At 43.9% G+C, this 19,623-nt stretch carries 14 protein-coding genes; 4 read left to right on the top strand and 10 right to left on the bottom strand.

Going from position 1 to position 19,623, the window contains the following annotated elements; genetic code table 11:
- Window positions 1-127 precede the first annotated feature (127 nt).
- Complete coding sequence (gene abc-f / locus R2B77_RS05660; protein ID WP_203247548.1) at window positions 128-1,990, bottom strand: ribosomal protection-like ABC-F family protein; 1,863 nt, start codon at window positions 1,988-1,990, stop codon at window positions 128-130.
- A 132-nt stretch (window positions 1,991-2,122) separates the two neighbouring features.
- Window positions 2,123-2,260 (bottom strand): RAxF-45 family protein, encoded by a 138-nt coding sequence (locus R2B77_RS05655; RefSeq protein ID WP_322555659.1) that lies wholly within the window; start codon window positions 2,258-2,260, stop codon window positions 2,123-2,125.
- Between the two features lie 213 nt (window positions 2,261-2,473).
- On the opposite strand from R2B77_RS05655, the gene uvrA reads away from it, so the two are divergent.
- A complete protein-coding gene (gene uvrA, locus R2B77_RS05650) occupies window positions 2,474-4,936 on the top strand; it encodes an excinuclease ABC subunit UvrA (protein WP_203247547.1) in 2,463 nt (820 codons plus the stop codon).
- 53 nt (window positions 4,937-4,989) lie between these two features.
- Here uvrA and R2B77_RS05645 read toward each other — a convergent pair whose 3' ends face one another.
- On the bottom strand, window positions 4,990-6,723 hold the full coding sequence (locus tag R2B77_RS05645; RefSeq protein ID WP_203247546.1) for an ABC transporter ATP-binding protein: 1,734 nt from the start codon (window positions 6,721-6,723) through the stop codon (window positions 4,990-4,992).
- 204 nt (window positions 6,724-6,927) lie between these two features.
- Here R2B77_RS05645 and R2B77_RS05640 point away from each other — a divergent pair, with 204 nt between their 5' ends.
- Window positions 6,928-7,626 (top strand): MerR family transcriptional regulator, encoded by a 699-nt coding sequence (locus R2B77_RS05640; protein ID WP_203247545.1) that lies wholly within the window; start codon window positions 6,928-6,930, stop codon window positions 7,624-7,626.
- Between the two features lie 82 nt (window positions 7,627-7,708).
- Here the strand turns inward: R2B77_RS05640 and R2B77_RS05635 are convergent, their stop codons facing one another.
- From R2B77_RS05635 to R2B77_RS05610, 6 genes are all read right to left on the bottom strand, one after another.
- Complete coding sequence (locus tag R2B77_RS05635) at window positions 7,709-8,872, bottom strand: aminotransferase class I/II-fold pyridoxal phosphate-dependent enzyme (RefSeq protein WP_203247544.1); 1,164 nt, start codon at window positions 8,870-8,872, stop codon at window positions 7,709-7,711.
- A gap of 121 nt (window positions 8,873-8,993) precedes the next feature.
- Window positions 8,994-9,692: an AIM24 family protein gene (locus R2B77_RS05630; protein WP_203247543.1), complete on the bottom strand. Its 699-nt coding sequence runs from the start codon at window positions 9,690-9,692 to the stop codon at window positions 8,994-8,996.
- 161 nt (window positions 9,693-9,853) lie between these two features.
- On the bottom strand, window positions 9,854-11,044 hold the full coding sequence (locus tag R2B77_RS05625; protein ID WP_203247542.1) for an acyl-CoA dehydrogenase family protein: 1,191 nt from the start codon (window positions 11,042-11,044) through the stop codon (window positions 9,854-9,856).
- Between the two features lie 12 nt (window positions 11,045-11,056).
- Window positions 11,057-12,223 carry a saccharopine dehydrogenase family protein gene (locus R2B77_RS05620; RefSeq protein WP_203247541.1) on the bottom strand — a complete coding sequence of 389 codons (1,167 nt, stop codon included), beginning with the start codon at window positions 12,221-12,223 and terminating at the stop codon, window positions 11,057-11,059.
- A 24-nt stretch (window positions 12,224-12,247) separates the two neighbouring features.
- A complete protein-coding gene (locus tag R2B77_RS05615; RefSeq protein ID WP_203247540.1) occupies window positions 12,248-13,726 on the bottom strand; it encodes an aldehyde dehydrogenase family protein in 1,479 nt (492 codons plus the stop codon).
- Window positions 13,727-13,887: 161 nt separating this feature from the next.
- A complete protein-coding gene (locus R2B77_RS05610; RefSeq protein WP_203247539.1) occupies window positions 13,888-15,396 on the bottom strand; it encodes a DHA2 family efflux MFS transporter permease subunit in 1,509 nt (502 codons plus the stop codon).
- Between the two features lie 213 nt (window positions 15,397-15,609).
- Here R2B77_RS05610 and R2B77_RS05605 point away from each other — a divergent pair, with 213 nt between their 5' ends.
- Both R2B77_RS05605 and R2B77_RS05600 read left to right on the top strand, forming a co-directional pair.
- The gene (locus R2B77_RS05605) at window positions 15,610-16,509 is read left to right on the top strand and encodes a TetR/AcrR family transcriptional regulator (RefSeq protein WP_203247538.1); all 900 of its coding nucleotides are present in this window, start codon (window positions 15,610-15,612) and stop codon (window positions 16,507-16,509) included.
- Window positions 16,510-16,575: 66 nt separating this feature from the next.
- The gene (locus tag R2B77_RS05600) at window positions 16,576-17,376 is read left to right on the top strand and encodes a TIGR00266 family protein (RefSeq protein ID WP_203247537.1); all 801 of its coding nucleotides are present in this window, start codon (window positions 16,576-16,578) and stop codon (window positions 17,374-17,376) included.
- Window positions 17,377-17,524: 148 nt separating this feature from the next.
- Here R2B77_RS05600 and R2B77_RS05595 read toward each other — a convergent pair whose 3' ends face one another.
- Window positions 17,525-19,351 (bottom strand): SEC-C metal-binding domain-containing protein, encoded by a 1,827-nt coding sequence (locus tag R2B77_RS05595; protein WP_203247536.1) that lies wholly within the window; start codon window positions 19,349-19,351, stop codon window positions 17,525-17,527.
- Between the last annotated feature and the right edge of the window lie 272 nt (window positions 19,352-19,623).

Raw genomic sequence — 19,623 nt, 5'->3', positions numbered from 1 at the left:
AATTCAACAAAGTTATCGTTCAATTGCGAAGGGTTATCGATCAATTGGGTAGAGTTATCGTCATTCCAGGACCTTTGACTCGTTAAAAATGCCCAGCAAGGAATCTCTTCCTCACCAGGCACTACATTTACTCTACTTCACTCATCCACTGCTCATAATAAGACGACAATTGCTCTTTCAAACTAGCCACTTCCGCTGTTAACGATTCATATTTCTCCCAATCCGTTTCACATTCCATATCTGTTTCTAATGAAGTGATGGCTAGTTCTAGCCTTGCAATTTCTTCTTCTACATTAACAACAGCCTTCACTTCTTTCACAAGCTTCGCCACCGCTACAGGTGCCACTTCTTCAACTATCTTCCGACTTTGAAGCTCCTGCCATTTGTCACGCGCCCAATTATACGGCCCGTCAAACGTCATAATGGCGCCGTCTTCCAACCACGCCGTGCGTGTGAATAATTTATTCAAAAAGTAACGATCATGCGAAACCGCAATGATCGTACCTGTAAAATCCTCCAACGCTTCTTCAAGCACCTCGCGTGATTCAATGTCTAGATGGTTTGTCGGTTCATCCAACACAAGGCAATTGATATCCTGGTGCATGAGCTGGGCCAAACGAAGCCGCATCCGCTCCCCACCACTTAAATCACCTATGCGCTTAAACACATCCGGTCCGTAAAACATGAATTTTGCTAATAAATGACGTGACGCTCCTTCTTCTACTTGGACGTCTGCCCGAAAAACATCGATAAGACGAGCTTTCGGATCGGCAATTTCAAAATGCTGCGACAAGAAGCCAACTTTCACATTGCTCCCCAATTTGCTGAGTCCACTATCTACTGCTAATTCTCCTAATAAAATCTTCAAGATTGTCGATTTACCACTACCATTGCGACCAACAATCGCCGTCCGATCCTTCCAGTACACATGAAAATCTGCTGCCCTCAGCAATGGCTGCTGCCCGAACGATTTGGTGATCCCTTCCATAACAACCACTTCCTTGCCACTACGCGGTGCAGCTTCAAACGACAGTGCCATTTTCTTCGGATCAATAAGCGGTTTTCGAACCTTTTCCATTCGTTCCAACGCCCGCTCCATATTACGCGCTCGCCGGTGCAATGCCGCATTCGGCGGATTCGCCTCATTCGCCCACAGACGCAGCCGCTTAATGGCTTCCCTCATCTTCTTAATCTTCTTTTGCTGCTCTTCGTAATCTTGGAATTCTCGCATCAGACGCTGTTCTTTTTCGTGAATAAAGGAAGAATAGTTTCCGTAATATAGATGGAGCTCTCCCTCTTCCAAATCCGCAACCTTTGTCACGACACAATCTAAAAAGTAACGATCATGCGAAACGATAACAATTGTTCCCTGATAATCTGTTAAATAGCCTTCCAGCCACTCCACTGCAAATAAATCCAAGTGATTCGTCGGTTCATCCAATAGCAGTAAATCGGGCTTCGTCAATAACAGCTTGCCGAGCATAATCTTCGTTTGTTCGCCGCCACTTAATTGTGAAAAAGAGCGTCCTACAAATGCTTGTAATTGCAAGCCATTAATGACCTTATCAATTTCTGAATCGATCGTATAGCCGTCACGACGGGCAAACTCTTCCTGCAAATTTCCGTAGAGTTGAAGATACTTTTCCATGTCATCCTGCTGAGGATCGGCAAGCTCCACTTCCAATTGCGCCATCTTCGCCTGCATAGCCTTTAACTCTTCAAATGCGCTATTTAGTACGTCGTGTCCAGTAATTTCTTTATCAAATGAAGGGATTTGCGCTAAATAGCCAATTTTAGTCCCTTTTTTAAAATGTAGTGCGCCGCTATCCGGACGCTCCACTCCTGCAATGTGCTTAAATAATGTTGTTTTCCCACTACCATTGCGTCCGACAACACCTAACTTATCTCCTGTTTTTATGTCCAATGAAAGATTTTCAAATATCGTATTGCCACCAAGCATTTTGCTAATTTGTTGAATTGTACAGATCATATTTTCCGCTTCCCCTCGTTCTATGGTCACAGCTGGAAGCAACTTACGAAAAGCGCAGGGTACCTAGACAACGCAAAAAAGACCCTGTGTAAGCGATCTTTTCCCCTTAAAAATTCTTGTAAGGAATCAATGCTAAACAGCTGTGTGATTACTGAAATTGGCTAAAAAGGACAGACTTATCCCGTTAGGCGAAATTTCATGCGTAATCGCACATGAAGTGGCTAAGTATTCCAATAAGCTTTCACGTGCATACACAGTATCTAACATCATTCCTCACCTCCGTTTCACTACTAGTGAGAATAGTTTAACACAAAATGATTGTCGCAACAACTTTTCACTAGATATCCTACAAGAAAACATTCAAGCCCCTTGACGGACTTTTCGTCAACGAACGCAGTAATGTCGTATACCATTTGCACAACCTTATCATTTGCATTCATGTATTATACTAATGGTATCAAAAGAATTGGAGTGATTTTTATTTTGAACAATCATATTCTTATTAACGGCGCACGCGAGCATAACCTAAAAAATATCTCACTAGCTATTCCGAAGCATCAATTTGTAGTATTAACGGGTCCGTCAGGCTCGGGTAAATCTACACTTGCAATGGACATTTTACAACGGGAATGCCAGCGCCAATACATGGAATCGAGCGGCTTAGTGACAGATGCCATCAGCAAACCCAACGTAGATTCCATCATCGGACTTTCCCCATCTATTAGTATTGGACAACACGTCACGAATCGCAATCCTCGTTCAACAGTTGGAACCGTCACTGATATGTATACCTTTTTGCGACTTGTCTATGAAAAAATAGGTGAGCGTCCATGTGAGCACTGTTTAGCCATCATTCCGCCAACCAACGAAGTGATCACGAATGAGGGAAGCTATGATCAGTTTATCGATTGCCCAAGCTGTGGACATCGACAACTGAAACTAATGCGCTCACATTTTTCATTCAATACACCTGAAGGAGCTTGCGGGACATGCGATGGTATGGGGACGGTTGCGGATATCAACATGGAAGCGGTCTTTAATGAAGAACTTAGCATCATGGATGGCGCTGTGACATTTTGGTTCGAGGCGTACAACACGTACCAAGGTAATATACTAGAGGCTGCCGCTAAGCATTATGGCTTTAACTACGACATTCAAACTCCTTTAAAAGAGTACACAGCCATCCAGCGTGATTTGTTGTATTACGGAGCTGAAAGCGACGTCTTCGCTGCACACTTCCCAGATGTCAAACCACCTAAAAGCGTCAGTAAAGGAAAATTCGAGGGCGTTATTACGGGCATGTGGAGAAGATATAAGGAGAAAGAGGGTAATTCAGGAGAAGCCGAGTTTTTCTACGAGCACACTTGCCCCGATTGCCTTGGTAAACGATTAAAAACCGTAAGCCGACAAGTTTTAGTATCCGGTGTTTCCATTTCTGATGTGTCACAGTATGCCCTTGAAGACATGCTGACATGGCTTCACAAGGTGGACCACGAGCTGACAGCTGATAGTAGACCACTCGTCGAAACTTTCCTCCATGATTTAACGATCAAATTGCAGCGTATCATCGACGTGGGTCTTGGCTATTTGTCACTCGATCGACAAGCGATTACATTATCTGGCGGTGAATCCCAACGCCTACGATTAGCTTCGATTCTTGGCTCCGGACTGACGGGTGTTCTCTATATTCTCGACGAACCTACGACAGGCTTACATCCAAAAGATACGCAAGGTTTGATTAAAGTAATGAAACAACTTCGTGATTTAGATAATACCGTGCTCGTGATTGAACATGATGTTGCCGTTATGCAAGAGGCCGACCACGTTATTGATATGGGGCCAGGTGCGGGCCGATTAGGTGGACAAGTTGTCGGGCAAGGTCTACTAGATGAATTAAAAGAGCAGTCTGATTCTATAACAGGCGCATTTTTACGTGAAGATTCAGCAATCATTAAAAATCGTAGGAGAGGGACGGGACAACAGTTAACCGTTCATAATGCTCACAAACATAATCTGAAAAATATTACTGTGTCATTTCCACTCGGGTGTTTTATTACCGTAACAGGTGTGTCGGGATCTGGTAAATCTACGCTGCTATTCGACGTACTATCTTCTGGTGAAGCAGATGTAAAACATATTGAAGGCTGTGATAGCATTACAGGATTTGAAGCCATTACGAAAATGATTACAGTGGGACAATCTCCAATGGGACGCATGAAGCGCTCCAATATCGGAACGTACACCGAAGTCTTTACGCTGCTACGCAACTTATTTGCCAAGTTACCGCAAGCGAAGAACAATAAATTAACATCCAAACACTTCTCCTTCAACACGGCCGGTGGACGCTGTGAAACATGCGAGGGACTCGGACATGTGCTAGTCAATATGCATTTCCTGCCCGACCTAGAAGTCCCCTGCCCTGTTTGTCATGGTAAACGCTTCAAAGACGAAGTGTTAGAAGTGACGTACAAAGGCTATACCATCTCGAGTATTCTTGACTTAAGCATCGAGGAAAGCTTACCTTTATTCCAAGAGAATAAAAAGATTGCAACGATTATCGAGCTATTGTCCGATGTCGGGCTTGGCTACTTGCAATGGGGACAATCCGTTACAACACTATCTGGTGGCGAAGGACAACGGCTGAAATTAGCTCGTGAATTAAGTAAGCCTGCGACAGGGCACACGCTTTACATATTGGACGAGCCATCCACCGGGTTGCATCCAATTGACGTGAAAAAACTTTTAGTCCTATTAAATAAACTCGTCGATGCTGGCAATACCGTCATTGTCGTCGAGCATAACAGTGATATTATCCTAGATTCCGATTGGGTCATTGATATTGGGCCTGAGGGTGGAGCAGCTGGCGGGACGGTTGTTGCTGAAGGGACACCGGAAGAAATTGCAGCAAATGAAAACTCCTTCACAGGGGCTTATTTGCAGGTTTGATATAATCAAAAAAAGAGTGCCGAATCGTAATGATTCAGCACTCTTTTCAATTCCTACGCCAATTGCTGCTCTGCAAACTCGCGATACAACGCATGTGATTGTGTCAATTCCTGATGTGTTCCACTACCTGTCACTTGCCCGTTCTCGATGAAAATAATTTTATCCGCATCGACAATTGTTGATAGCCTATGGGCAATGACAAATGTAGTGCGCCCTTCCATTAAGCGTGTCAGCGCATCTTGGACAACGCCCTCTGATTGGCTGTCGAGACTGGCGGTTGCTTCGTCCATCATTAATATTTTCGGGTCCCGTAAAAAAGCTCGTGCAATAGCGATACGTTGCCTTTGCCCACCCGAAAGTTTTACACCACGCTCGCCAACTTCAGTGTCCAAACCTTTCGTAAAGCTCTTAATAAATTCATCAGCATAGGCCATTTCAGTCACTTCCCACAGCCGTTCATCCGAAATACTTGCGCCGTCCTCTAAACCGTAGCATAAGTTTTCACGAATCGTCCCAGCCATCATGGCACTTTCTTGTGAAACATAACCGATTTGACTACGCCATGATGCCATCGACAATTCTTTGATAGGTGTATCGCCAATCCGGATTTCACCAGCTGTTGGTTCATAGAAACGCTCAAGCAAGCCGAACATCGTCGTTTTCCCTCCGCCACTCGGCCCAGCAAAAGCAATCATTTCGCCAGGCTGTGCTTCGAAGGACACATTACCGATAACCGGCTCATCTTCCTCATAAGCAAATGATACATCCACAACTTGAACGGGTTTGCCCGCAATATCCATCGCCAAACCATCCTGCCCTTCTTCCAATGGCAGCTCTAAAATGTCGATAATACGCTCTGTTGCACCTTTCGCTTTTTGTAGCTGGGTAAAGAACATCGCAAAGGATGTAATCGGGAAAATAATTTGGAATAGATAGAGTAGGAAGGCAACAAGTTCACCTGTTGACATCGTGCCACTTGCCACACGCATCCCCCCGTAGCCGATAATCATGACAATCACGACCATGACAACCAAATACATAAAAGGAGCAATCAATGCAAAAATACGTGCTTCCTTCAAACCAAATTTGAATAATTTTTGAATTCCGGCTTTGCCACTCGCCTCTTCATTCAATTCCGCATTAGAAGCTTTCATTAAACGAATTTCACCAAGTGTTTGTTGAATGTGACCTGTAAATACAGCTGTTTCATCCTGCAAGCCGCGAGAGATTTTTGCCATTCTAGCGCCCAATGGAACCATGATGGCAACTGTAATCGGCACCGAAATTAACATAATAAGTGTCATCTTCCAGTCCATCACGAGTAAAATAATGACTGCACCAATGATTGAGATGATACCGGTAATGAATTGCGGAAAATGTTGCGTAATTAATTCTTTAACGATTCCCGTGTCATTGACAACACGACTCACCGTTTCACCGCTCGATTCTTTATCGAAATGGCTAACAGGCAAACGAATGAGCTTCGTCCACATTTTTTCACGCAAACTAGCTACTACTTTTTGCCCTACATAGCTGAGTAAATAAATAGATACCCCGTCTATCACTGCCTGGAGAATAAATGCTACCCCAATCGCAATCATAATCGGTACACTTAGTGATGCTACCGAAAAACCATCTACTAGATTTTTCGTTAACAACGGTACGACCAGACCTGCTAACGTTGTCAGTACACCTGCTGTTAAACCGACAGCTAGAGCAAGCTTCGGGATCCCTGTGGATAAAATAAGAGAGAAAAACGGCTTTAAGCTGACTTGTTTCTTGTCCATTATGTACAACTCCAGTCTATTGACTCTTTTTTAGTGGGAGGTAAGTATACAATACAACCCTTTCACCAATCAACCTATATCCCCATCTTACAACATAGATGCAAACAGCAAGGTTCAATTCATTAAAGCACCATTTTATTGGATTAATCCGTCATGGTAGTTTAAGCTTTTTCTACAAGCTTTTCATCCAAAGGAGCCTGCAAAATGAAGCCTATCGAAATCGCAAGAAAACTCAATATTAGTACAAGTGCATTACGACATTATGAAAGTTGGGGAATCATCCCACCCGTTGAGCGCGCGCAGAATGGTTATCGAATGTACACAGAGCTACATTTGGCGTATTTCGAATGTATTCGTGCTATGGCGCCCGGGTTTGGCTTCGAATTAACCTCAAAGGCATTGAAAAAGGTTCTCGTGAAGGAAGTGGACGATGCACTTTGGCTCGTAAACGAAGCTCAATCTTCCCTTCACTATGACAAAAAGACCGCTGAGAAAACCATTCGAATTCTTGAGACAGAAGAGCTTGAGGAGTTGGACAATAGCCGCAAAAGAAAGTGGATGACAATCGGCGAAGTATCCATCGAAACAGATATTCCAAGCTCTGCTATTCGCCACTGGGAGATGATGGGGTTACTGTCGCCTGAACGAGATTCAGATAACGGCTATCGAAAATTTAACCGCTCCCTTGTCCGTAAAGTTTTGATGATACGTACACTTCGTTCAGCAGATTATTCTCTCGATACCATTAAAGAAGTACTGATAGAATTAGATCATCATAACGTTGAAAATGCGAGAAAAGTTGCACAGGATTCCCTTCATTATTTGAACCAGCTCAATAGCAATCAATTTCGGGGTGTTCATCACTTATACACCGTGTGCAAATTATCTGGGTTACTCGACTGACAGATATTTGTTGCTATTGACGAATAAAAAGGGCAGAAAGGACTGTTAAGACTATCCTTTCTGCCTTTTTTCACTTCATTACTTACATATCTAGCGTGCTCAATTGAGCAACTGCTTTTTCCAGTTCTTCAACTTTTTGCACAAGCGCTAAACGCACGAATCCAGCACCTTCCGTGCCAAAGATACTTCCCGGAACCATGACAACACCACATTGTTCGATAGCTTTGAAAACAAATTCTTTATCATCCAACTCAAACGGATATTTTGCCCAGACGAACATGCCCCCATTCGAAGGCGTTACGGACCAGCCAATTTCGGCTAACCCGTTCATCAATACCTTATGACGCTGAGAAAACTCCTTGCGCAAACGATCTGTAATTTCTTCTGCATGGTCTAACGCAGTTGCCGCCGCTTCTTGAATCGGTCCAAATATACCGTAATCCAAATTCGATTTCAGCTGCCTAATAATACTAATCATCTCTGCATTCCCAACAATATAAGCGATGCGAGCACCCGCTAGGCTAAAGCTTTTTGACAAAGAATTGATTTCCATGCCGACTTCCATTGCCCCCGGTGTCGAAAGGAAACTACTTGGAGAATCACCTGTAAAGTAATATTCCGAATAAGCTGCGTCATGGAGGACAGGAACATTATACTCCTTCGCAAATGCAACGACTTTATCAAAAAACGTTGCATCCGGTAAAGCGGGAACAGGATTGCCCGGCAAATTCAAAATGAGCAATTTCGCTTTTCGTGCAATGTCTTCCGGTATGTCATCTAAATTAGGTAAAAATCCGTTTTCCGCACGCAACGGCATATAATAAGGAACAGCACCTGCGAGTTTAATGCCTGCATCGTATGCGACGTAGGCTGGATTTGTTGTCAGTACGATATCTCCTTCATTACAAAGAGCAAAAGGTAAATGGACAAGTCCTTCTTGCGACCCCATTGTTTGAATGATTTCAGTATCTGGGTTGAGTGTAACACCTGAGCGCCGTTGATAATAATTCGCCACAGCCTCATTAAAACGTTTTGTGCCGCTGAGTGTATAGCCATATGTAGTCGCCAAGGCGCTTTGTTCGGATAAAGCCTGCCTCACCTTTTCATCCGGTGGAAGATCTGGACTTCCCAAGCTTAAATCAACCACTTCAGCGCCAGTCGCTTTTTTCGCTTCAGCAGCCGCTTTTAAATCACCAAAAATAGCCGGTTCAAAGATGGACATTTTTAACGATGGTTCAATCTTCAATGAAAAACACTCCTTGTGTGTGGAAAATTGTTTTATGGAATAGTTTATCACAAATTGATTGATTAATGTTAAAAAGTATAGGGCATCCAGAATGATTCCATTGAAGCCGCCCTTGCTCCTCTTAGGAAGAACTATTGCCAGTCATATACACTTCTTCAAACGGTTGAATAATGACGAAACCTTCACCTTTAAATTCCATTTGAATCGATTCCCCACTCCCTCGGCCAATGAATGTCCGAAAACTAACATCTGTGCGGAATTCCGGTGTCAAATGACCTGACCAAGCAACTGTTGCATTGGGATCAGTAATGACAGACTCTCCCGGACGAACAAGTAATGTTAATGGCTCAAAATGAGTCGTAATAGCAACCTTCCCTTTGCCCTGTAACGTCACGTTAAATAATCCACCTGACATCATTCCCGCTACTTTACGCATGAGTTTAATATCCCAATCAATACTTGGTTCGAATGCCAGAAGGTCATTTCCATTGACTGTAATTGACTCATTATTCAAGTCAAAAATAGTGATCTTTTTACCCTGATCCGCCAAGTACAGACGCCCATTTCCCGTTGCCTTCATCAATGAAGTGCCTTCACCTGTAAAGGCTTTTTTGAACATCATCCCCACGCCATGCTCCAGCATTTTCTCACGCTCAAATTTAATTTGCCCTGTATAGGAAATCATAGAGCCCGTTTTAGCCCACACAAGGTCCGTTAAATTGACCTCCAAAATACGCGGTGTTTCAAGATCAAAATTCTCCCTCACCTGCTCATCCTGTTTTGTCTGTTTAATGAATTCACTAATCGTATACTTGCCCATCTAACTCTCCCCTTTCAGTTAAATCATACTGACTATACATACGTTGGCATGTAAAGAAAGATTCAATTGGATGTTTCTAAAAACCATTGGTGAATCAGAACCTTTGTTACATCCTTTCACAAAGAAAAACCCCGATAGAAGCATCCATCAGGGCATCATACTCACTCAAACGGCCATTCCGGCAACATATTACTCAACTTCTTATCCTCTCGATACCCAAGCACATACTCCGCCTGCATAATCGTATGAATCTCACGCGTTCCTTCGTAAATAACGGGTGCTTTCGAATTGCGCAAAAACCTGGCAACTGGATAGTCATCAGAATAACCGTAAGCACCGTGAATTTGGAAGGCATCGTCTGCTGCTTTATTAGCAAAGTCACAAGCCTGCCATTTGGCCAGTGACGTCTCGCGCGTATTGCGCAATCCTTTATTTTTCATGTCGCCAGCCCTGTAGACAAGCAAACGGCTCATTTGATAACCAGCTTCCATGTTAGCAATCATTTGCTGAACAAGCTGATGTCTACCAATCGATTTACCGAATGTTTCGCGTGCATGACAGTATTTCACACTTTCTTCAAGACAGCCCATAATGAGTCCGACTGCACCCGCAGCAACCGTGAAGCGACCGTTATCAAGTGCCGCCATCGCAATTTTAAAGCCTTCCCCTTCTGCACCTAACAAATTCGCAGCCGGCACACGCATATCTTCAAAAAACAGCTCGCCCGTGTTGCCCGCACGAATGCCATACTTGCCCTTAATCGCTTTTGATGAAAAGCCCGGCATCGTTCGCTCCACAATGAATGCACTAATGCCATGATGTTTTTTCGTTTTATCCGTATAGGCAAAAACAAGAAAATGATCGGCCACATCACAAAGAGAAATCCATGTTTTTTGACCATTCAACACATACTCATCTCCGTCGCGTACAGCAGTCGTTGCCATCGCCGCAACGTCCGATCCTGCGCCCGGTTCCGTTAATCCAAAGGCGCCAATTTTCTCGCCCTTTGCCTGTGGAATTAAGTATTTCTGTTTCTGTGCTTCTGACCCCCACTGCATAAGCGTCATCGAATTTAGCCCGATATGAACGGATACCGCAGTCCGAAACGCCGTATCTCCACGCTCTAACTCCTCACATAAAATGGCCAGCGAATTATAATCCATGCCACTACCACCGTATTGTTCAGGTACACAAACACCCATGAAACCAAGATCCGCAAGCTTTTTCCAAATGGCAGGGTCAAACCCACCTTCCGCATCCCATCTCTGAATATGCGGCATAATTTCTTCATCTACAAACTGACGGGCTGTTTTCCTCAGCATGATCTGTTCTTCTGTGAATCCGAACTCCATTGTTTTCCCCCCTCAAGCAGAGACATTATTCGTTTCCACTTTTTCTACAATGACTACGCCACGCTTTTTCAATTCTTCCATATATAACGCACCTGGTACAATACTTTCTGGCGGATGAACCCCACGCTTTGTAATCACACCGTTTCCAATCATCTGTGCAACGATTGAAACCGTATTTGCTGTCGCACGTGCCATCGCGGTTTCATTGACAGTCGTATCTTTTTCCGTAATTAAATCGTATTCATACGTCACAGGGGAGCCCCCCTTCTGACCACTGACAACGACTCGCAGTAGCACAGCATCCGACTTATCGCCAAGTCGTAGCTGTGGCGACAAATGCTCTCGCATCACATCACGCACTTTGACCGTTTGCCCCGCAATAACAACCTCACTATCACGCGCCAATAATCCAAGATCGACAAGCAACTGAAACTTTTCTGCGTGTCCTTTATAACGAATCGTCTTATATTCGAGCGTCTCCACATCCGGGAAGGATTTCGTTAATGTCGAAGTACCGCCTGATGTATGGAACGCCTCCAGCTCACCATATTTATCAAAAAAAATTGGTTCAATTTCGGACAAGGAAGGGACCTCCAACAGCTGACCGCCACGAATAACATGAGAGGAATCCGTATAATGATCAAACACGCCCTCCAATGAAAAAACAACATTATAATTAAGAGGGGGCTCCGGTTTCACTGGAATGCCACCCACATATAATTTAATCGACTCGACTTTATCGAGCTTTTCAGCCCCATAACCCGTTAGAATATTGATCATTCCTGGCGCTACCCCTAAATCGGGGATGATTGTTACACCCTTCGCTGCCGCCTGCTCCGCAAGACCTAGTACTGCGTCCGTTGCGCCACCAATATGACCGCCAAGATCAATGGAATGGACACCTATATCCACTGCCAGTCGCGCTACTTTTTCATTGAATGTATAAAACAGTGCATTGATAACGACATCGCCAAGTGCCATAACGTCACGCAATTGCACATCATTTGTCGCATCCAAAAGAAGAATATCGAGCTTGTCGGACATTAGTTCTTCTGCAAAATCCTCTGCCGTCCTGACATTCAAGTCTGCTAAATAGACCTTCGTCACCTCATCACTTTTCACCAGATCACGCGCCGCCTCTTTCCCCATCAAACCCGCACCAAGTATAACGACTTTCATGCACCCATCTCCCTACCTAGGATATTATTCCGTGTCAATCTGCGCCCGTTGCAACTTTCCACTGAAGTCTACATAAATACTCTTCCACTCTGTAAAAACGTCGAGTGCAGCTACGCCCGAATCCCGATGACCATTTCCCGTCCCTTTCGTTCCGCCAAAAGGCAAATGGATTTCAGCCCCCGTCGTTCCTGCATTAACGTAGACTATCCCCGTATCTAAATCACGCTGTGCCCGAAACACCTGATTGACATCCCGCGAAAAAATCGAGCTTGAAAGTCCATATTTTACGCTGTTATTCACTTCTATCGCTTCATCTAAACTACTAATCTCAATCAACGACACGACAGGTCCAAAAATCTCTTCCTGCGCTAATCGACTATCCCATTTCACATCCGTAAATAATGTTGGCTCATAATAATGCCCCGCAGCAAGTACTCCATCTATCAGTACATTGCCTCCCGCAAGTAGCCTTGCACCTTCTTGTTGACCAATGCCTACATAACTATGAATTTTCTCAAGTGCCTTGTGATTAATAACCGGACCAATCTTCACCGATTCGTCTAGTCCATCACCAATCGACAAGCCTTGCATCGCAGCCACAAGTTTTTCCTCTAGTTCCTTCTTAACATCTTTATGCACAATGACGCGGCTACATGCCGTACAACGCTGGCCCGCAGTCCCAAATGCACTCCATAAAATTCCTTCCACTGCCAAATCGATATCCGCATCATCCATCACGATTACTGCATTTTTCCCACCCATTTCAAGCGATACCTTTTTCAAATGACGTCCACCTGTTTCAGCCACATGACGTCCCGTTTCCGTTGACCCCGTGAATGAAATCACACGCACATCAGGGTGTTCAATCATTGCAGTCCCCACTGTCGAACCTGCACCGAAGACAATATTCGCAACGCCAGCAGGCAGCCCCGCTTGTTCAAAAATAAGGGCCATTTCATACGCCATCATCGGCGTTTCTGTCGCCGGCTTCCAAACAAATGTATTGCCTGCAACGATTGCTGGGAATGACTTCCACGTTGCAATGGCCACTGGGAAATTCCATGGTGTAATCAGTCCGACAACTCCAATCGGTGCACGCACGCTCATTGCGAACTTATCCTGTAGCTCGGACGGCACAGTTTCTCCGAACAAGCGACGTCCTTCGCCAGCCATATAAAGCGCCATATCGATGCCCTCTTGAACTTCGCCTCGCGCCTCTTCGATGACCTTGCCCATTTCTTTCGTTAATACCTGCGCTAGATGCTCTTTCTTGCCTTTCATTAAACGCCCAATTTCATATAAATAATCTGCTCGCTTCGGTGCCGGAACAAGCGCCCATTTTTTCTGTGCCTCTTTCGCTGCCTTCACCGCCTGATCCACATCTTCCTTCGTCGACAGCCTTACTTGTGCCAATTCTACACCATTTGCCGGGTTGGTAACGGCCGTATAATCCGCCCCCTCTACGCCTTGCCATGCCCCACCGATATAATTGTTCAATCGCATTACTTCATTTCCCCTCTCTACTCTGCATCTAAATTGAAAACGCTTACAAACTCACTTAACCACTTCGACATATCCCACGATATCCCTTTATTTTATGCACAATAAAACTCCGCATCGGGTTAAAAATACCCATGCGGAGTTCACACTCACTTATCTATTGCTTACGCTTTACTTTCATGTGATTTATCTAATGACATATCATTCTTCGGCGGTGTGACCCGTTTCACAAAGAATGTTAAAACCAAGGCAATAATTGCAACGATTGTTGATATAAAGAACGAGAAGTTAATGCCATCCAACATTGCTTGTGCTTCAATCTGTTCTTTTAATAGCGCAAGCCCTTCGGCAGTAGTTGGAGCATTTCCAGATGCTTGAGCTTCAGCAAATAGTCCAGCTCCCGTTGACTCCATCCGCTTCGTCATAATCGTTAACAAAATTGCGGATCCGATAGCGCCCGACACTTGCTGTAACGTATTATTCATAGCTGTTCCATGTGGATTTGAAATCATAGGTAGCTGATTCAATCCATTCGTCATAATCGGCATCATAACCATAGAAATCCCGAACATGCGGACTGTGTAAATCATCATAAGATAGTAATAACCCGATTCCATACCCAGTTTACTTAAATAGTATGTTGAAACAGTTGTAATGACAAGACCGACAACCGCTAAAATCTTCGGTCCATATTTATCAAATAAGCGACCCGTAATCGGTGACATAAGCCCCATAACAACCGCGCCTGGAAGCATAAGAATACCAGAGTGGAATGGTGAAATACCACGTATCGTCTGAACATAAAGCGGAGTCAGAATCATACCTGAAAACATCGCAATCGATAAAACAATCGAAATCGCGGAAGATAGAGCAAACATCGGATGTTTGTAAATTTTGAAATCCAACATTGGGTCATCCATCCGTAGCTGACGCACAATAAAGGTTACAAGTGCGATTGTACCAATAATAATTGTTCCATAAACTATCGGCGCATCCCATCCTTTATCCCCTGCTGAGCTGAATCCGTAAAGGAGACCACCAAAACCAACACTCGACAAAACAAGTGAAAAGACATCTAGTTTCACATCACGATTTGGTGTAATATTACGTAATTTAAAGAATGCGTAAAGGAGAGTCAGGATAGCAAACGGCAAAACAATACCGAAAAGCGTACGCCATGTGTAATGTTCAATGATCCAACCGGACAATGTCGGTCCAATTGCCGGTGCAGTAATCATGACCAGACCAAAAATCCCCATTGCTGTTCCTCGACGTTCAATTGGGAATGCCGTCAGCATTACGTTCATAAGCAACGGCATCATCATCGCCGATCCTGCAGCTTGAATCATTCGTGCAACCACCAACACCCCAAATGACGGTGCAAGCATAGCAAGTAGTGTTCCTAATGTGAACGACATCATAGCCGTTAAAAATAGGCTACGATTCGTAAATTTCTGAATGAAGAACGCACTTGCCGGTATTAAGATTCCGTTGATAAGCATATACCCCGTCGTCAACCATTGGACGACAGATGGTTTGACATCGAACTCAACCATAATTGTTGGCAACGCAATGTTCAACAATGTGTTATTTAATAAAGCGACGAATGCCCCTATAAACAAAATCGCTATCATGCCATAAGGCGGTTTGTCGTGCATTTTTTTAATGTCCATCTAACTTCCCCCATTTATTACTTAACGTATAGAATTTGTACTCTTGGTACACCCTGTTGAACAGTTTATACCGTCAGTCCAAAATTAGCAACCTTGGTAATCGCTTTCATTTAAATAAACTTTATTTCATTGATATAATCGCCTTTGTACGCTACGATATAACTATACTGACAGTATAGTTTAGACAGTCAATCATAAAGAAAAGGTGATTTTATGAATAATCGTAAACGCCAAGTGTTATTAGTTGCTCGACGTCTTTTTGCAGAAAAAGGATTTACTGCTACATCTGTACAAGATATTTTAGACGAATCTCAAATTTCCAAGGGAACTTTTTATAATTATTTCACATCAAAAAATGAATGTCTCATGGCAATGTTAGAATACGCTCACGAAGAAGCGACGATTAAAAGAAGAGAACTGTTAATTGGCCAAGACATTCGGGATAAAAATATTTTAGCTGAACAAATTGTCGTTCGCATGCATATCAATCGCGAGCACAATCTGCTACCGATTTACGAGTCCGTTTTCAACTCGGGCGACAAAGATTTGAAATCCTTCATCATCAGGCATCATTTCATGGAGATTTCCTGGTTGACTGAAAGATTGGTGGATGTTTACGGGGAAGGGGCACAATCGTATGCACCCGACTGTGCCGTGATCCTCATGGGCATGATGCAGCACCTCATTCATTTTTGGAATGCTAGTACAAAAGTGAAAATCGATATCCTACAACTTGCGCAATTTACGACAAGACGCATTGACGCCATTATTAGTGATATGATGGCAACAAATGACAGATTACTCGGGGAAAATTTGTTCGAAAATTTACAGTCCGCTGATGAAACAAAGCCAGATGTAAAGACTATACTAATCATGCAATTGACTCGATTTCTTGAACAGTTAAAAAACGATTCCAAGCCAAGTGATGTTCAGTACACACAATTTTTATTGGATGAAATTCATTCAGCACAACCTCGTGTATTCATTTTAGAAACCGTCACTCGTTCTTTCCATGAGACATTCAGCGATACGCACTTTGAATCGGAAGTACGTGAAATCGTTACATACTTATGGAGCTATGTGGATACGTTAAAAAAAGAAGAGGTCCGCTGAAACTTTTTTGATTATCAAACGTATGGTTACTTATCAATAAAAATTGATTAGGAGGAATCAGGTCCCATGAACAATCACGAAATTGATTACAAGCTATATGGGGATGACATGCAATTCGTTGAAGTCGAGCTCGATCCACAGGAAACAGTTGTAGCAGAAGCCGGCTCCCTCATGATGATGGAGGACGGCATCAAGATGGAAACGATTTTCGGCGATGGTTCTAAATCATCTGGCGCCGGCGGACTCATGGGTAAATTAATGGGTGCTGGAAAACGGGTGTTAACAGGAGAAAGTTTATTCATGACGACATTCACCAACGATGGCGTCGGGAAAAAGCATGTCTATTTTGCATCACCTTACCCTGGTAAGATCATTCCGATGGATTTAAGCCAATACAACGGCAAAATTATCTGTCAGAAAGATGCTTTCCTTGCTGCTGCAAAGGGCGTTTCCATTGGCATTGAATTTCAGCGTAAGCTCGGTGCTGGCTTTTTCGGTGGAGAGGGCTTCATCATGCAGAAACTTGAAGGCGATGGCATGGCATTTGTCCATGCTGGCGGGACCATCATTGAGTACAAACTCGATCCCGGTGAAATATTGCGCGTCGATACAGGCTGTCTCGTTGCGATGACGCAAGATGTCAATTACGATATCGAAATGGTCAAAGGCGTAAAAACAGCATTATTCGGCGGTGAAGGACTCTTTTTCGCTACACTAAAAGGACCAGGAACCGTTTGGGTTCAGTCATTGCCATTCTCTAGACTTGCTAGTCGCGTGTTTGCTGCTGCACCACAAACACCTGGCGGAGGCTCGCGCGATGAAGGCAGTATCGCGGGTGGGCTGTTTAATTTACTCGGTGGAAAATAAAATTCAGGTGGCATTCTATTCAGTAGAATGCCACCTTTTTCATGCGATTTTACTCAATTAGTGGTTTATCACCGTCAGTGTATAGTTATCACCGTCTTACAAAAAAACATGCCACCAGCCGACTTTTCGACTGATGACACGCTTTTACTTACACATTCAAACCATTCACTAACAACCAAATATACCTTGCTTCAGCCTCGCTGCCCGGATGAATCTCTTGGTATCTTGGATAAGCAATCGTTTTCGACTTAAACGTTTGTAGATTGATGACATGACTATTCGCTTTGGCCGCCAACTTCAGCATACCATCCGCTTCCGCCGATTCACCCTTCGATGCTTCCAAATCAAGCTTCCAATCCAAATACAAATAAGTTGCATCATGCTGAGATCCTTTTTCATAGCGCACCATAATTTCTGCTGCTTCATTATAACGTCCCGCGTGAATTAGCGAGGCTACCGCTTCATATCTCGCGCCTTGATTATCGTTCCAATTCAGCTTGATAAGATCCAAAAATACGCCTGCTGCCTCATGATAATCCCCTTCACTAAACAAATGAGCGCCATAAGCAAATGCCGCACGCATGAATGGACGATTCGGGATATTTTGCCACGGATTCTCGCCTGGCTCAAATGTCTTGCTCGCATAGTGAATGGCTTTTTCGTATAACTCCGCTGCTACTTCGGAATCTCGCTCCACTTCCGCTTGCAGTAATAACGCATCTGGATTATTCGGCCCGATCTCTAACGCACTTGCTGCTAATTTCCGGCGCTCCTCTTCCGTTTCTGCCGCATAAGCCTCATACGCTAACAGCTGTGCACGCCCTTCTGCGACACTCGGTTTTCGTTCAGGTTGCACAACACCCGCTGTCGTCATCGACGTTTCCCATAATGCTTTTTCTGTTGGCTTCGGATCTGTTCCAATGTCGTATAATTGTGCTGCCATTGGCTCGTCCCCGCTATTCATCATCTCTGCGTAAAGCGCTTCAAGTTCATTAACATAGACAGCCATTCCTTCAGAAGAAGCACTATACTTTTGTACAATAGCTTCATCTTCTAGGCCAGTGCCATGGACAATGCCAATTAAAATCCCTGTCTTCACCGTCGCCGCAAGAAAATCTGCTTCTACCGGTACATCCTTGTTTTCATTCATGAAATACGCAACAGCTAATTTATGCATGATTTCGCGTGACTCCGTCGTCTGCTCCAAGTCACGTAACACAGCTTCCATCGCTTGTAATGCACTTAATTGCGTCGGCGCAAGTACCTCTTCCACAATTTCATTCATCGATGCCATACTTCGTTTGATGAATAACTCATAAATATCGAGCGTATGGTCCACTATGAATTGCTCCTGCGTCTTATCTGCTACCGCTTCTCTTAGTTCTATCAGCGACGCCTTTGTTTGCTTACTCCACTTCGCTAAAAACATCATCGACGACACTGGTGCAATCGCATCCGCCACTTTCCGCGGATCGCGTAGCACTGTACCAAACAGCAACGTTCCGACATCCGCCGGCATCCCTTCGTTGCGCGTCACATGATAGGTGTTATCGCCGAATAGCTCCTGCACCTTCAACATGTCCGGCTCGACATCTGTAATTTCCGCCAACAACATAAACGGCTCATCCCATACTTGCAACACTGCCGCCACCGATTCACGCTTCGCTTGCTTTAGTTGCTCACTTACATATGTACGCCAAGCTTCTTTATTGTGAATGAATAAATAAAACTCACTCGCCGCTTCTTCGATGTGCTCTTCTTCCCAACTATCTTTCAGACGAATGACCCACTCGCGCATTAAACGCATCATTTCACTGCGATTGTCACCTTTTGGGTAGTCTGCAAAATAATCATTTAGCACACGATCTAGCTCTTCATTGACAAGCATTTCAACGAGGTCTGTTCCTTTTGAGCCGCAGCACTTCTTATATTTCTTCCCGCTTCCGCAAGAACACGGATCATTTCTTCCAATCATGTTATTTCCCTCCCTATGTTAACTTATATAATCGCTATATCTATACCTCTATCATAGCAGACAAGAGGCTCCCTGTTGTCTCATACATCGCTCATTTGAGTGACAGTCTTGCCATTTTGCGCTACTATTTAGGTGTTTGTATCGAAAGGATTGAAATCATCATTTGAATTCCATCAAAGTTATCTAAAAAGAATTACTTGCTGAAATAAAACATAGGTCTAGCTAGCATCGGCATTTTTTCAATTGCTCGTATTATTTATCGAAATACCTGA

Origin of the sequence: Sporosarcina beigongshangi (genome assembly GCF_033485195.1) — a bacterium.
In the GTDB taxonomy this organism is placed as follows: domain Bacteria; phylum Bacillota; class Bacilli; order Bacillales_A; family Planococcaceae; genus Sporosarcina; species Sporosarcina beigongshangi.
The sequence above is the reverse complement of the archived record's forward strand: the minus strand, read 5'-3'. Positions and strand labels throughout refer to the sequence as shown.

What these genes read in the sequence shown, in the direction of transcription:
- R2B77_RS05645 (WP_203247546.1), bottom strand. Translation starts at nt 6,723, where the DNA reads ATGGACAAGAAACAAGTCAGCTTAAAGCCGTTTTTCTCTCTTATTTTA.
- R2B77_RS05620 (WP_203247541.1), bottom strand. Translation starts at nt 12,223, where the DNA reads ATGAAAGTCGTTATACTTGGTGCGGGTTTGATGGGGAAAGAGGCGGCG.
- R2B77_RS05625 (WP_203247542.1), bottom strand. Translation starts at nt 11,044, where the DNA reads ATGGAGTTCGGATTCACAGAAGAACAGATCATGCTGAGGAAAACAGCC.
- abc-f (WP_203247548.1), bottom strand. Translation starts at nt 1,990, where the DNA reads ATGATCTGTACAATTCAACAAATTAGCAAAATGCTTGGTGGCAATACG.
- R2B77_RS05630 (WP_203247543.1), bottom strand. Translation starts at nt 9,692, where the DNA reads ATGGGCAAGTATACGATTAGTGAATTCATTAAACAGACAAAACAGGAT.
- R2B77_RS05595 (WP_203247536.1), bottom strand. Translation starts at nt 19,351, where the DNA reads ATGATTGGAAGAAATGATCCGTGTTCTTGCGGAAGCGGGAAGAAATAT.
- R2B77_RS05605 (WP_203247538.1), top strand. Translation starts at nt 15,610, where the DNA reads ATGAATAATCGTAAACGCCAAGTGTTATTAGTTGCTCGACGTCTTTTT.
- R2B77_RS05610 (WP_203247539.1), bottom strand. Translation starts at nt 15,396, where the DNA reads ATGGACATTAAAAAAATGCACGACAAACCGCCTTATGGCATGATAGCG.
- R2B77_RS05600 (WP_203247537.1), top strand. Translation starts at nt 16,576, where the DNA reads ATGAACAATCACGAAATTGATTACAAGCTATATGGGGATGACATGCAA.
- R2B77_RS05615 (WP_203247540.1), bottom strand. Translation starts at nt 13,726, where the DNA reads ATGCGATTGAACAATTATATCGGTGGGGCATGGCAAGGCGTAGAGGGG.
- R2B77_RS05655 (WP_322555659.1), bottom strand. Translation starts at nt 2,260, where the DNA reads ATGATGTTAGATACTGTGTATGCACGTGAAAGCTTATTGGAATACTTA.
- R2B77_RS05640 (WP_203247545.1), top strand. Translation starts at nt 6,928, where the DNA reads ATGAAGCCTATCGAAATCGCAAGAAAACTCAATATTAGTACAAGTGCA.